This is a genomic window from Methyloceanibacter sp., from assembly GCF_058506495.1.
In genome coordinates, this window is sequence record NZ_JBZMXT010000008.1 from 43,449 (window position 1) to 55,567 (window position 12,119).

The 12,119-nt window shown below is 58.7% G+C and carries 13 protein-coding genes and 4 tRNA genes; 11 read left to right on the forward strand and 6 right to left on the reverse strand.

The window, feature by feature from the left end; genetic code table 11:
- Position 1 precedes the first annotated feature (1 nt).
- The gene (locus AC33YF_RS03320; RefSeq protein ID WP_491775781.1) at positions 2–1,651 is read right to left on the reverse strand and encodes a S10 family peptidase; all 1,650 of its coding nucleotides are present in this window, start codon (positions 1,649–1,651) and stop codon (positions 2–4) included.
- Between the two features lie 146 nt (positions 1,652–1,797).
- On the opposite strand from AC33YF_RS03320, the gene AC33YF_RS03325 reads away from it, so the two are divergent.
- The 5 genes from AC33YF_RS03325 to AC33YF_RS03345 all read left to right on the forward strand — a co-directional run bounded on the left by AC33YF_RS03325 (position 1,798) and on the right by AC33YF_RS03345 (position 7,368).
- A complete protein-coding gene (locus AC33YF_RS03325) occupies positions 1,798–2,076 on the forward strand; it encodes a hypothetical protein (protein ID WP_491775782.1) in 279 nt (92 codons plus the stop codon).
- Positions 2,077–2,406: 330 nt separating this feature from the next.
- Entirely contained in the window at positions 2,407–4,584 is a 2,178-nt protein-coding gene (locus AC33YF_RS03330; protein WP_491775783.1) for a hypothetical protein, read from the forward strand.
- A 573-nt stretch (positions 4,585–5,157) separates the two neighbouring features.
- The gene (locus tag AC33YF_RS03335) at positions 5,158–6,576 is read left to right on the forward strand and encodes a hypothetical protein (protein WP_491775784.1); all 1,419 of its coding nucleotides are present in this window, start codon (positions 5,158–5,160) and stop codon (positions 6,574–6,576) included.
- Between the two features lie 155 nt (positions 6,577–6,731).
- Positions 6,732–7,163, forward strand: a complete 432-nt coding sequence (locus AC33YF_RS03340) for an NUDIX domain-containing protein (protein ID WP_491775785.1) — start codon at positions 6,732–6,734, stop codon at positions 7,161–7,163.
- A gap of 10 nt (positions 7,164–7,173) precedes the next feature.
- Positions 7,174–7,368, forward strand: a complete 195-nt coding sequence (locus AC33YF_RS03345) for a hypothetical protein (RefSeq protein WP_491775786.1) — start codon at positions 7,174–7,176, stop codon at positions 7,366–7,368.
- A 60-nt stretch (positions 7,369–7,428) separates the two neighbouring features.
- On the opposite strand, the gene AC33YF_RS03350 is transcribed toward AC33YF_RS03345, so the two are convergent.
- The 4 genes from AC33YF_RS03350 to AC33YF_RS03365 all read right to left on the reverse strand — a co-directional run bounded on the left by AC33YF_RS03350 (position 7,429) and on the right by AC33YF_RS03365 (position 9,152).
- Entirely contained in the window at positions 7,429–7,941 is a 513-nt protein-coding gene (locus AC33YF_RS03350; RefSeq protein ID WP_491775787.1) for a WbuC family cupin fold metalloprotein, read from the reverse strand.
- A 326-nt stretch (positions 7,942–8,267) separates the two neighbouring features.
- Positions 8,268–8,343 (reverse strand) — tRNA-Thr (locus AC33YF_RS03355).
- 147 nt (positions 8,344–8,490) lie between these two features.
- Entirely contained in the window at positions 8,491–8,901 is a 411-nt protein-coding gene (locus tag AC33YF_RS03360; RefSeq protein WP_491775788.1) for a hypothetical protein, read from the reverse strand.
- Positions 8,902–8,912: 11 nt separating this feature from the next.
- Positions 8,913–9,152, reverse strand: coding sequence for a glycine zipper domain-containing protein (locus tag AC33YF_RS03365; protein WP_491775789.1), 240 nt, complete (start codon positions 9,150–9,152; stop codon positions 8,913–8,915).
- Between the two features lie 204 nt (positions 9,153–9,356).
- Here AC33YF_RS03365 and AC33YF_RS03370 point away from each other — a divergent pair, with 204 nt between their 5' ends.
- Complete coding sequence (locus AC33YF_RS03370; RefSeq protein ID WP_491775790.1) at positions 9,357–9,671, forward strand: hypothetical protein; 315 nt, start codon at positions 9,357–9,359, stop codon at positions 9,669–9,671.
- 199 nt (positions 9,672–9,870) lie between these two features.
- Here the strand turns inward: AC33YF_RS03370 and rlmB are convergent, their stop codons facing one another.
- Entirely contained in the window at positions 9,871–10,662 is a 792-nt protein-coding gene (gene rlmB, locus AC33YF_RS03375; protein ID WP_491775791.1) for a 23S rRNA (guanosine(2251)-2'-O)-methyltransferase RlmB, read from the reverse strand.
- A 210-nt stretch (positions 10,663–10,872) separates the two neighbouring features.
- On the opposite strand from rlmB, the gene AC33YF_RS03380 reads away from it, so the two are divergent.
- The 5 genes from AC33YF_RS03380 (at position 10,873) to nusG (ending at position 12,050) form a co-directional block, all read left to right on the forward strand.
- Positions 10,873–10,957: transfer RNA gene (locus AC33YF_RS03380), tRNA-Tyr, on the forward strand.
- 30 nt (positions 10,958–10,987) lie between these two features.
- A tRNA-Gly gene (locus tag AC33YF_RS03385) sits at positions 10,988–11,061 on the forward strand.
- A gap of 63 nt (positions 11,062–11,124) precedes the next feature.
- Positions 11,125–11,201: transfer RNA gene (locus tag AC33YF_RS03390), tRNA-Trp, on the forward strand.
- A gap of 97 nt (positions 11,202–11,298) precedes the next feature.
- Positions 11,299–11,499 carry a preprotein translocase subunit SecE gene (secE, locus tag AC33YF_RS03395; protein ID WP_491775792.1) on the forward strand — a complete coding sequence of 67 codons (201 nt, stop codon included), beginning with the start codon at positions 11,299–11,301 and terminating at the stop codon, positions 11,497–11,499.
- A 20-nt stretch (positions 11,500–11,519) separates the two neighbouring features.
- On the forward strand, positions 11,520–12,050 hold the full coding sequence (nusG, locus tag AC33YF_RS03400) for a transcription termination/antitermination protein NusG (RefSeq protein ID WP_491775793.1): 531 nt from the start codon (positions 11,520–11,522) through the stop codon (positions 12,048–12,050).
- Positions 12,051–12,119 lie beyond the last annotated feature (69 nt).

Below are 12,119 nucleotides of genomic sequence, written 5' to 3' on the forward strand. Positions count from 1 at the left end.
CCTAGGACCCTTCTTCGCCGATCGCCCGGTCATACATGGCCCGCGCGTCCTGCTTGAGGTCCCGGCGTGAGGGCGCCCGGAGATAGAGCATATGGCCCCCAGCATAGTTTCGAACCTCAATTGGTTTAGCGCCCTTAAGTGGCGGCAGTTGCTCAACGAGATAAGCCGGTACGGAATAGGGCGTGATGAGGTCGGTGTACCCGCTCGCGATAAGCACCTCGAGGTTGCGGTTCGCTGCCCTAGCATCCTGGACATCGTCTAGAGCGCCAGCAAAGCCCTGCTTAGTCTCGCTTGTGCCATAGTCCCAGCGGCCGCTGATCTTCCGGTTGAGGAGCTTGAATTCGACGTCTGTCTCAAAACCGAGGTCTTCAGCGGCATAGCGAACGAACGCGGTCGACCATAGCGGTAGCGTCGCGTCCAATACGGGGTCGGGGCCGCGCGGCCAGGAACTTGCAGGATGCGGATCGGGGCCGCCGACACTTCCATCATACAAGCTCAGGACCTGACCTCCCGCGCGATCAAACTCTTTTGCGAAAACAGACTGCGGTATACGGGCAAAGTATCGCTGAACTTTTTGCAACGGGAGCCCGGTAATCTCGGCAACCTTTTCGCTGGCTGATTCCCCACCTTTCTGAACACCGGAGGCAAGTGCCACCAAGTAATCGGTGATCGCGTATGTCTCCACATCTTTGAGCGCTGTCGCGAGCTCCTCGCGGGTCGTTATGCCCTCACTCTCCAGTTTGACGGCAGCGTACGAGGGTAGTTGCAGCGCCCAAGGGAGGGGGTCGTAGTCCTCCCCGCGTAGCATTGAGAATTCAAGCGCCGGCGAGATCAGGACGAGACCACTGGGGGAAACGCTGCCTTTGCGTTGCAGCTTCCGCGCGAGCTTGGCAACACGGAAGCCTCCATAGCTCTCGCCGGCCAGGAAAACGGGCGAGCCCATGCGGCCCGCTGCAGACAAATAGAGACGAACAAAATCGGCGAGGGACTCGGCGTCTTGGTCGACACCCCAAAAATCTTTTCCGCTCTTGCTTCCCGCCGGACCGCTGAATCCGGTCCCGACAGGATCGACGAAGACGAGGTCTGTGAAGTCCAGCCAGCTTGCATCGTTGGGGATCAAGCGGGCAGGTGGCCCTGTTAGCGCGCCTTCATCGGTCGTTGTGACAACTTTCGGTCCCATGGCGCCCAGATGAAGATAGGTCGACGCTGCGCCAGGACCTCCGTTGAAGACAAACGTGATTGGCCGCTCGGGGTTCGCCGGGTCGGTAGTGTAGGAAACGTAGAAGATCTCGGCTTCCGGCTTGCCGTCGCTGTCCCGCGGCTTAATCGTGCCTGCGACAGCCGTGTACGGGATCTCCCGGTCGTTCTGCTTAAGGACGTGCTGTGAGATTTCGTCTTCCGGTAGACGCAGGCCCTGATTGGAGCTTTCGCCGGCTTGGCTCGCGACGGTTTTGTCGCCGGTCTCGGAACTACTCGCATCCGTGGACCCCGTCTCCGTGTTGGCCGTGGCCTCACGCGCAGTTTCAGTGACGGTCTTATCGGCGGTCTGAGCTTCTTCTGCGTAAGCTGCGATCGGCGCCGAAATTAGAAAGAGCGTGGCGAAAAGAGAGAGGATTGAGGGGCTTACTCGGTGATGCAGGGACAGTGTCACGGTTCCTCCGACTTCATTATCTCGATGATGCAACGCCCCCCGCTGACTGAGCTAGGCGCTGAAATCGACCGTCTCAAGGCGGTCTGGCTGACGATCACACAGCTTTGACCTTGACCGTGCCATGTTTGGCGCCCAAGCATCTGAAGATGAGACCGTTTCCCGTCCTAGTGACTTGGCTTGCCCTCGGGATCGCGCTGACAGCGTGCGCATCGCGCAGCGATATCGAGGCCGGGCGTTTGGCTAAGGAGGAGGCCGCCAAGGCCGAGGACGATGCTAAATGCCGGAGCGCAAATGCAAAGCCCGGCGAGCCGGCCTATGAGGCGTGCCGGCAAGAGCTGGCGACCAAACGCGCCGCAAAGGCGGAGATCAACTACCAAAAGGCGCGCGATTTCGACCGCGTCCTCGGCGGTCTCAACGACTTGTAGGCTAATTAGCGCTCCCAAGCCCTCAATCGATCACTTCATGCATGCCAATGCCGAACGGCTATTGGCCGCCGTGGCTATGACGGCTAAGCTGGTCCCAGCGGAAATCGACAAGCAGTAGTTCTGTGCGGCAAGGGTAGGGTAGGCCGAACAGAGCGGTCCAATTCCGCTAATGAGACTTGGCGTTTTGGTCCGAAGCTCTTGCTATGGGCGCGGAACGCGCGCGTGTTTCGACTCCGAGGCCGATCGGGTCCTCTGTGTGCGGCCTGGTTGAGGAGAGGAACCGGCGAACAAGCCGGTTCCCGGCCGAGAGTCGGTTTTGGGGGTCATCGCATGGGCAGTCCGATGAAAAAACGGCGTGCCTGGTCGACGTTGGACGACGAAGCGGATGCTCAGGAGTCCGCTGCCTTGGCTGCTTCACTCGCAGCGGCGAAGGATACGGCAGCGCGTTCCGGTGCTCTCCTGTCCAGCGCAAAAGAAGACCTCACCGATCATCAGCGTTGGCTCCAAGCTCAGAGCGCCGCTGTCGAACGCGATCGAGACCGGCACGAGCGTTGGCTTCAGCGACAAAAAGACCTTCGGCTTGCAAACACAAAGAAAGACCGCATTCGCCGCCATCGCCGATTGGTGCGACTGCGCGCACTTCAGGCTATTCGCCAAGCATTCGTAGATCTTTTTGTTTTTGTTCGATCTTGGATCGCGTTTGGGGCCGGGAAGGTCACCAGCGCGGTGCGCTTTGTTGGGCGGATAATTGGCGATGCCGCGGCCGCTGTCTGGCGCGTCATAGCTTCAGCATTCCAGCATGCTGCCCAAGCTGCGTCGGCGTTAGCAGCTGTGGTGGCAAGAGCCACCGCCTCTGTCTGGCAGGGTGTTGCCGAACGAGCCCTTTGGACCGGACAGAAGATTGGTTCGTTGGCGCGCGGTGCACGCGCTGGCGTTATGGCGGGGGCGGCGTGGGGCGGCTCCCAGGCATCCGCTTCCGTTCGGGCCGGCAGTCAGCTCCTAACGGCTGGTTCTGAGGTCGTGGCGCAAAGAGCTGGTGCTATGTCGCGTACCGCGGAAAATGCCATTAACACCGGCGGGCGTGCTGTCGGCAACGGCGGACGGGCGCTTGGCAGTGGCTTGGCCTCGACTAGCCATAGCGCACAGGCTCTTGCTCTCGCCACACGGGACACTGTTACATCTGGCGCGTCGGCAAGTATAGCAAAAGCCGCGAAGCTAGGTGCTTCGGCAGGCAGGCGGATCTTCCGCGCCAGCAATTGGGTAACCTCTCGCCTTGCCGCCGCGCCTTCCAAGGTCTTCATACATGTCGCCCGGCTCGGCCACGAGGTGCAGCATTTTGCGCGCGTTCGTGCTCCGGTACCGACATCGGCTCAGTTGCCCCCAGAAGACGATGAGCGGTCGTCGCTCAGCGCAGCGGACTTTGAAGCGGACGTCTCGGAACCGGATGAACCGACCATTGGCAATGAGCGCCACACGGCATCGGTTCATATCTTCGAGACATATGGGCCTCATCCTGACGGTGCGACTCTTTTCGGCCAGCCCGCGAACGATCCATGGAGTGCAGAACCGAGCCCCCTCGCCGCGCCAGACAGGGGCGACGCGCAGGAAGCGGCGACGACCGTAGCCAAAGGTGGTTCATTGGCCCCGCATAAGCTGGCTGGCTTCGTATCGGACTTTCCTACTAGGATCAGCGAAGCGATGCGAGCCTCAGGCAAAGGCGTATACGAACAAGCGCGTGCTCTAGGCCGCACGGTGCGAGGCAGCGCTCATGCAAGTTGGGCCTGGATGCGCCGACAAACGGCGCGCAGTCTAGCATCCGCGCAAGCCAGCGCAGGAGTCATAGTTCGCGCGCAAGAGCGCGCATTTGCACAGGGCGCTGACTGGGCGCGAAAGAGGGGACTAGATCTCAGTCATATGATGATAATCGCCGGCGCTGTGTTGCTTCTTCTTGGTGGCCTACTAATTGGTGGTGGCTTCTTGATGCGGTCAGCATCTGACCCCGTCATCGCCAAAGGACCTTCGGAGGAGACTTTCTCCAAACTGTCTTGGACCTTTGATGAGCCTGAACGTTCCCTGGCAGAACGTGCGATCTTCACGCTCTCAGGGACGCCTGAGTCGTTCTTGCTCAACGGCATCTCGATCAACGGAACGAATATTTCTGACGACACGTTGACCAACTTGGAGGCTGCACTGAGCCCCGATGTGCAACGACCCGATCTCAAGCTCAACGTCGCGGTGACGCCTCAGGATGAGCAGGCTGCGTCGCCTGTTTCGGTGGCCACCGTGCCGCCTGGCGCCGCCTTTCGCTTAACGTTCCAATTTCCCCCCGAGGCGTTGGGTAGCGGGGAGGGAATATCTATTGACGAGTTTTTTGAAGCCTATGGCGGCTTGCTGCTCCGGGTTCGTTTTGAAGCAGACGGGGCAGAGCGAACCGTACTCCAACACCTCAGCCCCGAGATGTTGAAGGCTCAGCTTGAGGAAGTCGCCGCACAAGCAGGCGGTTCGTAGGCCACAAACCTCCGAACGCTAGTTGCAGTCGATCTTCAGGGCGCCGCAGTTCCGCATCTGAACGCAGACGTTGAAGCGATTGCAGCAGGCAGTTTCACAGCCAACGATCTCGGAGTTAGCCGACAGCGCCCGTGCCGCACAGACGTCGTTGCATGACTGAAGCCCGTTGGAGCAAACACGAACAGATTGGCTCCCGAAGCCGCAGGCTGAGGGCGTAGGCCTCAGCGACTGGCTCGGCTGCGATGTTGTCTGCGAAAATGCTGTGCTGCCCAGGAAAGTCGTGCCGCAGAGAAGAACCACAACCAAAAGCAACCCAAACCGAGCCATGTAACGCGTCACGCTATTGACCTCAAAAATGTGATTTCGTCCCTCACTAGGACCCCCGTGGCCGCTGCCTACGCAGCGGCCGCGATATCATAGGGTGCCAGTTCTGGGATGAGAAACGCATTCTTTTTTGGCGTTTCGATCCTCAGCGGCACCTGCAAGAATGCTCATTAGGTTGTTGCAAAAGCATCGCATTTCGGAGCTACCTATGCATCTTTGCGCGAATTCTATCGTATTGAGGAAACCACGGTGAAACACGCCCCGAACGGTCTTTCAACCCTTGCTCTTGCCGCAGCCGTGACAGCCATTTCCGGCGTTGCCGCGTTTGCTGATGGCCCCATTCTCGTAACAAGCGCAGAGGACTCCGGCGAGGATACATTGCGCGCCGCGCTTGAAACGGCGGCCAAGTCCGACAGCCTTACCCAAATCCTCGTTGCGACAGACAGCGACATCGAGGTCAGCTCGACGCTTGTCTACGCCGGCAAGGCGCCGCTTGCGATTCACGGTATGGGACAAAACGTCAAAACCGACGTGGACACCACGATGCTGAACATCAGTCAGGGAGCAAATCTGACGGTGACCGATGTAAGCTTCAAAGGGCCTGGCAAATTCAGCATCGAGAACCAGGGTGGAACAGGAAGAGGCATCTTTGTCGACATACGTGACGACCAAACGGGCGTTGTCTCCTTCATCCTCAGCGATGTGGAGATTTCAGGTTTCTCGGACTACGGCGTACTCATTTCCGACTGCGATGTTGTGGAGAATTGCGGCGCCGGACGCGGCGGCCGAGGGAACGGATCTGATGCATCGATCCTGGTACGCCTCAACGATGTAGAGATCGACGACAACGGCAATGGTCATTTCGATGCCGATGGCTTGCGCGTCGATGAGAGAGGGCCAGGCGACATCTTTTTCTATGCCAAGGAATCCGAGTTCACGAAATCCGGTGCGGATGGAGTCGAGCTTGACGAAGGCCAAGACGGGAGTGTTTTCGCGACGACCGTGGACTCTAAGTTCGACGACAACGGTGACTACTGTGACGAGAACGTCCTTGGCAGCTTTCTGCCTGATGAGACCGAGGGAGAGTTTGAGGACGGGGAAGTGCAGGAAGCAGATATTCCCGGGCCAGTCACGGGCTCCCCTGATGATGGCTGCTTTGAGCGCGAGGTCGCGCTTTTCGAGTCGGGTTCCGTCAAGGAATACGAAATCGGCATCGACTTCGACGATGGCTTCGATATTGACGAGGCGGGTCCCGGCGATCTGTGGTCGTTGATCGTCGACACATCCGTCAAGGGAAACCATGACGAGGGCCTAGACTTCGGCGAGGAAGACGCGGGAAATTTGAAGCTCGGTGTCTGGAATGCGGAAACCATTAGCAATACCGACGACGGGTTGAAGATCGTCGAGAGCGGGGCCGGAAACCTATCGGCGTTGTTGGCCAAGCTGACGGCCAAGGACAATGGCGGTTACGGCGCCGATTTGCAGCAAATTGACGAGGGTACGCTGACCGTCAACGTCGATAAGTCGAGGACCTCCGGCAACAACGATGGCGAGGAGACAGGACTGAAGGTCGATCAGTTGGGCTCAGGCGAAGCGACTTTGCGCGTCGTGGGGTCCGAGATCGAGGACGGCATCAAGGCAAAGAATGTCAAGGTGATCGAGGAGTAGCATTCTGCAGTTCCCGGACTTGGTGCCACAACCCGATTAGGTTTCTCCGGCCACGCTTGTGTGCCCGTGAAATTGGCCCAGCTGTCAGTTCTCACGTGCATGGCAGCTCTGCCGGGTTCATTTATTGTGTTCGCTGTGTAGCGATATGAACGGTCATGACTGTCATCGATCTCTCCGCCATCATCTTGTACGACGATCAGCATCGGATCTTACTGCAACACCGAACAGACGATGCGCCCACATTTCCGGGATACTGGTCCTTCTTCGGCGGGAGCGTTGAGCCGGGAGAAACATTCGAAGAGGCGGCAATCCGGGAGGCATATGAGGAACTGTCCTATACTCTAAGAGCGCCGCTACATTGGCTCAGCCAGCCCTTCGGCTATGAGGGGCAGCCCTACAAACAGCATGTCTTTGTCGAAAAGTACGACGGTGCAGCGCTGTCCCTAGGGGAGGGACAGGGCATGGATTGGTACGAGCCATCGGAGACGGGCGCGCTGATGATGAGCGCGCATGCCAGAACGGCAGTCAAGGCACTAGACAGATGGCTTGCCTGGCGCCTAGGCCGGGGTCGCACTAAAGGTGACTAGAGCACAATCCATGCGTGTTCTCAAAGAAGTTCTAGTGCTCGCCGTTGTTGTCGTTGTGCTGGCCTATGCTGCCCGTCAGCTTGAGGGTATGGGTGCTGGGAGGCTGGATGCCGATGTGCTTTCGTTAATGCAATCCCTGAAGGACTTCTTGGGGGCGGATAGCGAGCAAAAAAATCCCCCAAAGCCAGCGGCGCCTTCCGAGTAGCCATTGATCCGCGCCAGTAGTCCTAGGCGCGTTAGCCGCGACATCCCTGTTTCGCGCCGATCACTGGCCGCACTTAGTCAGAACATCTGCCAGAAAGCTCTGAGCTTCTTGGGTTCCTTCTGCCGGCGCCCAAGGCGCGAAAGCTTTATCTGTCGCTGCGTCGTAAGGACCGGCTTTGACCTCGAAGATCACGGTGTCCGGCTCAAGAGCGACGATCGTGTGATAGCGTCCAGGCACAACGTCCGCACCGAACCGATTAGACTGCGCACCCAGGACCATATGTTGGTCGATGGCGCCATCGTCGTGGAAGGCGACAAACAGAAGCCGGCCCTGCAAAACGATCCAGGCCTCCGGCTTCGGCGGGTCGAGATGCCTGTGTGGCCGGACATAGCTGCCGGGTTGGATCGCGTTGAGCATGCGGTGAACCGTGTCACCGTCTGACCGATGCAGCGGCGCGATCATGCGGCCGCGTGCTGTCTGCCGGCTTTGTTGCACAACCTCATCCACAAGCGCCGTTGTGATGAGGGCGATGTCTTCCTGGGGCGGATCTAAAGCGAGTTGCCGACGGGTCATGCGCTCTCAAGGTTTGCGAGACTTCAATAGCGGTTGCCCTTGGCTCGCCGATCGCAGGCGCCATTCATAAGTCATTTGGCTCACGCGAGTGACACGCAGTCGGACTTTAATTGCCCTCGCATGCCACCCAAGAATTATGAGTTCAATGAGTCAAAGATTGCGGCGGGTACCTGCGGATGCGACTTGTCCAAGAACACACTGCCGCCAGGGGTAATCCCGACTGTCTCCGACATGTTTGCCTCGGTTATGCTCCCTCGCGCCGCAAGCATCGTGCTTGCTGAGAAACCCGCCGGTATCCACGCTGTTCATTAAACCATCGAAGTTGTTGGTGCCGGCTGGAGGATTCGAACCCCCGACCTACTGATTACAAATCAGCCGCTCTACCAACTGAGCTAAGCCGGCGCTTGTTAAACCGATGGGCGCTTCTAACGCCTTATTCGACGTAGCTTCAAGTGCCAAGAAGGAAGCACATTGGGACGCAGACCGGACGCTGCGCCTCCAACGTTGACCAAGTCGGCAACGCGCTTGATCGCACATACCAATTGGCTGTCAGCGACGCCGGCTGGCAAGCAGGCCCGCGGCGAAGGCCAAGACAAGTAGCGTAAGCGGGCCGACCTGGTTCATCGCCTTGTTGACGCTTTGGTCCACCATGGCCAATCCTTCGGCGGGCGCATTCACGAAGTCTGGCTGCTTTGGGCTTTGCTTATGTACTCCGAGAAGCAGAAGCACAAGGCCGATGACAGCCAGTACTCCTGCAATAAGGCCTGCCGCGCCGATCGGAGAGAAGTCATACAAAACAAGGGCCTGATAAAGGACGATCAAGCCGAACGCGAACGCAAAGAGCAGCACCACGATTGCGGCCGCGACGAGCACCGCCCGTCGCACAGACTGTTCCACGGTTTGTTTGATCCGTGCGCCAGTCTGCATCGAGGAGAGTACTGAGAGCGCAAGCCGCAACATTGGGGATTCTCCTAGCGGCGGGTCAGGATGCCGATCAGCAGTCCCAGCCCTGCCGCGATGGCAATAGCCTGGAGTGGGTTCTGCTTGATCGCCTCTTCGGCGCTTTCCTTGGTCTCAAGAGCTTTATCTTGCGCCTGATGAACGCCCTTTTCAGCAAGGCGACCCATGGTTGCGCTGATGTTCTGCATTTCGGCGCGGATCGCCTCAATCTGAGCAGCAAGCTCCTCGGTCTCATCTCGCTGAGTCGCCATGTCAGAGTACTCCTTAGAAAGCATTTCACTTGTGCGGTGGCGCCTAGTGGCGCTTCGGCTGTGTACAGGGTAGCGGATATAGCACAACCCGCAATTTCTTGTGTGACTGTTGCTTAATCGGCTCACTCGCTCGATTGTCGGCACGTGTGCCTTCGTTTAGACTCGCACAGCTTGACGGGACTGCCGCATGGGAGTGTGAGAGGGATGACAGGTATAGCCTGCTTCAGATTTGGATGGGCGATCGCGATCGGCGCGAGCTTGGGGCTGGTGCTCACTCTGTCGCCAAGCGGGCCTGCGCGAGCCGGCGATCAGGTAGAGATCATTACGAGCCGTGGGTTGATCGGCTTCGGTCACATGAAGAGGGTCACGGAGGCCCATTGTCTCGACAAGAACTATTGGTGGTTCTACCGCCCCTATACGACAGCGGGAGAGGACTTCCCTCGCTGCGAGCCCTATTTCCGTTATTCCGGCTCGGGCGGCGGGAGCGGAAATGCTTGGGTCGATCGCGCGATGAAGTAGGCTGCCTGAGCTTGCTATACCCAGCCCACCTGATCCAGCTGCGATCTCCGACCTGACAAGGGCTCTCGGCGTTGGGGCCTTTTGCTCAACTACTTCAGAAAAAATCCGCAACCAAGTCCAAAGCTTCCAGTGCCAACCTGTTGATTTCACGAGGGGATGGAGAGCGCGCGGGCGCTGCCGCTCTACCGTTTCTGCTCGTTTACGCAGCTCTCACACGCGCCCAGTGCAGCGCGATCGCGGCCGCATTCGACACATTCAGACTTGCGAGCTCACTGGCTGTCGATATCCGGCAGAGCATATCGCAGCGTTCACGCGTCAGCTGCCGCAGCCCACGACCCTCGGCGCCGAGAACCAGCGCCAACGGGCGTTTGAGCTTTACATCCTCAAGTGCCGAACCGGCTTCTTCGGCCAAGCCCAATCGCGCGACTCCAAGATCGGCAAGCTCTGCCAGCGACTCGGCCAAATTCCGCACGAGCACGATGGGGATGAGGTCCAGGGCGCCGCTTGCCGCCTTTGCCAAAACGCCACCAAGGGGAGGGCTGTGCCGCCTGGTCATCACGAGCCCCCTGGCGCCGAAGGCTGCGGCAGAGCGCAGCACAGCCCCTACATTGTGTGGGTCCGTGACCTGATCCAGCACTAGGATTGTTCCCGTGAGGTCGAGATCTTCTAGCCGCGGCGATTCGAGCTGTCCCGCGTCCAAGAGTACTCCTTGGTGGACCGTATCTGCCCCGAGTTGCCGGTCGAGCGCCTTGGGTAGGACCCGTTCTAGTTCCAAGCCACGCTTCGCTATCAGGAGGGCGAGCTTTCGAGCAGCGTTCTCTGTCGCCTGGATACCGTAGACGGGACGCTTCTCGTTCGCGAGCGCCGCCTCGACCGCATGGTATCCATATAACTGCACCCGATCAGAATCGGGGTTTTTGGCCTGGTTTCGTCCTGCACGCCTGCGGCCACGGTCTATGGGGTTGGTCTGACGTGCCTTTCGCTGGTCCATTGTCTGGGTCTGTTCGCTACAAAGATTGACGCCGAAGGGATAGACCTAACATAAAGCCCAAGGATTCCAGGCATTCGAGCATGATTTACAGTTGACAGAGACCGCCTAGCTACTCATAAACAGCGGCTATTGCGGACCCTGCCGGCCAACGGCGGGGTGTTTTTGCTTGGTTAAAATCACCAGTCATTCCATCCGACGCTCTTGATTTATGGAGGGGTGCCCGAGTGGCTAAAGGGGACGGGCTGTAAACCCGTTGGCTATGCCTACGTTGGTTCGAATCCAACCCCCTCCACCACCGCTCTGAATGAGCTAGAGGAAGACGGTCGCGGGTGTAGCTCAATGGTAGAGCAGCAGCCTTCCAAGCTGACGATGAGGGTTCGATTCCCTTCACCCGCTCCAGAGCTTAGGCGGCGAGCCTATTGGTTTGATTGTTGAATTTGGTTTGAGGATAACGAGGACGATAGGAGTGTAGCTCAACTGGCTAGAGCACCGGTCTCCAAAACCGGGGGTTGGGGGTTCGAGTCCCTCCACTCCTGCCACCAAATGGAGATTCGGGTTGGCGGTGACGGCCAGGCACACACGGTCCGGAGTTGAACGCAAGCTGGGACGGAGAAGTCCCGTAAGTGAAGAACAGAGATGGCGAGGACGAACCCTTTTGAGTTTCTTCAGCAGGTCCGCACCGAGGTGTCGAAAGTCACCTGGCCGACCCGGCGTGAGACGATCATCACAACGGTCATGGTTGTGATCATGTCAATCATCGCCGCCATTTTCTTCCTTGGTGTGGACTGGGTGCTCGGCAACATCGTGCAGCTGATACTTGGCATCAGATTTTTCTAGGAGGTCGAAACTGTAGTCCGATGACTATGCGCTGGTACATCGTCCACGCTTACTCGAACTTCGAGCGGAAGGTGGCTGAGTCCATCAAGGAACGGGCGGAGTCCGCCGGCCTCGGGGAGCGGTTCGCGGAAGTGCTCGTTCCCATGGAGGAGGTCGTGGAAATGCGGCGCGGTCGGAAGGTAGCGTCGGAGCGCAAGTTCTTTCCGGGCTACGTGCTGGTGAAGATGGAACTCAGTGATGAGACGTACCATCTGATTAAAGATACGCCGAAAGTGACCGGGTTTTTGGGCACGGACAACAAGCCAATTCCGATCACTGAGGAGGAGGCGGGCCGGATCCTCCAGCAGGTGCAGGAAGGTGTCGAGCGTCCGAAGCCGTCCGTCACATTTGAAATTGGTGAGCAAGTTCGCGTGGCCGACGGCCCCTTCGCATCCTTCAACGGTCTCGTGGAAGAGGTCGACGAAGAACGGGCGCGGCTCAAAGTGGCGGTTTCGATTTTTGGCCGGGCGACACCGGTCGAGCTGGAATACGCTCAGGTGGAAAAACTCTAACGAGCGCGCACGCTTTACTAACGCGCGCGAGACGTGAAACGCAGGACGTACTGGGATGGCGAAGAAGAT

Bases quoted from the DNA above. Each gene is read 5' to 3' on its own strand.
- AC33YF_RS03325 (WP_491775782.1), top strand. From the start codon at position 1,798: ATGAGACCGTTTCCCGTCCTAGTGACTTGGCTTGCCCTCGGGATCGCG.
- AC33YF_RS03330 (WP_491775783.1), top strand. From the start codon at position 2,407: ATGGGCAGTCCGATGAAAAAACGGCGTGCCTGGTCGACGTTGGACGAC.
- AC33YF_RS03340 (WP_491775785.1), top strand. From the start codon at position 6,732: ATGACTGTCATCGATCTCTCCGCCATCATCTTGTACGACGATCAGCAT.
- AC33YF_RS03345 (WP_491775786.1), top strand. From the start codon at position 7,174: ATGCGTGTTCTCAAAGAAGTTCTAGTGCTCGCCGTTGTTGTCGTTGTG.
- AC33YF_RS03350 (WP_491775787.1), bottom strand. From the start codon at position 7,941: ATGACCCGTCGGCAACTCGCTTTAGATCCGCCCCAGGAAGACATCGCC.
- AC33YF_RS03360 (WP_491775788.1), bottom strand. From the start codon at position 8,901: ATGTTGCGGCTTGCGCTCTCAGTACTCTCCTCGATGCAGACTGGCGCA.
- AC33YF_RS03365 (WP_491775789.1), bottom strand. From the start codon at position 9,152: ATGGCGACTCAGCGAGATGAGACCGAGGAGCTTGCTGCTCAGATTGAG.
- AC33YF_RS03370 (WP_491775790.1), top strand. From the start codon at position 9,357: ATGACAGGTATAGCCTGCTTCAGATTTGGATGGGCGATCGCGATCGGC.
- rlmB (WP_491775791.1), bottom strand. From the start codon at position 10,662: ATGGACCAGCGAAAGGCACGTCAGACCAACCCCATAGACCGTGGCCGC.
- secE (WP_491775792.1), top strand. From the start codon at position 11,299: ATGGCGAGGACGAACCCTTTTGAGTTTCTTCAGCAGGTCCGCACCGAG.
- nusG (WP_491775793.1), top strand. From the start codon at position 11,520: ATGACTATGCGCTGGTACATCGTCCACGCTTACTCGAACTTCGAGCGG.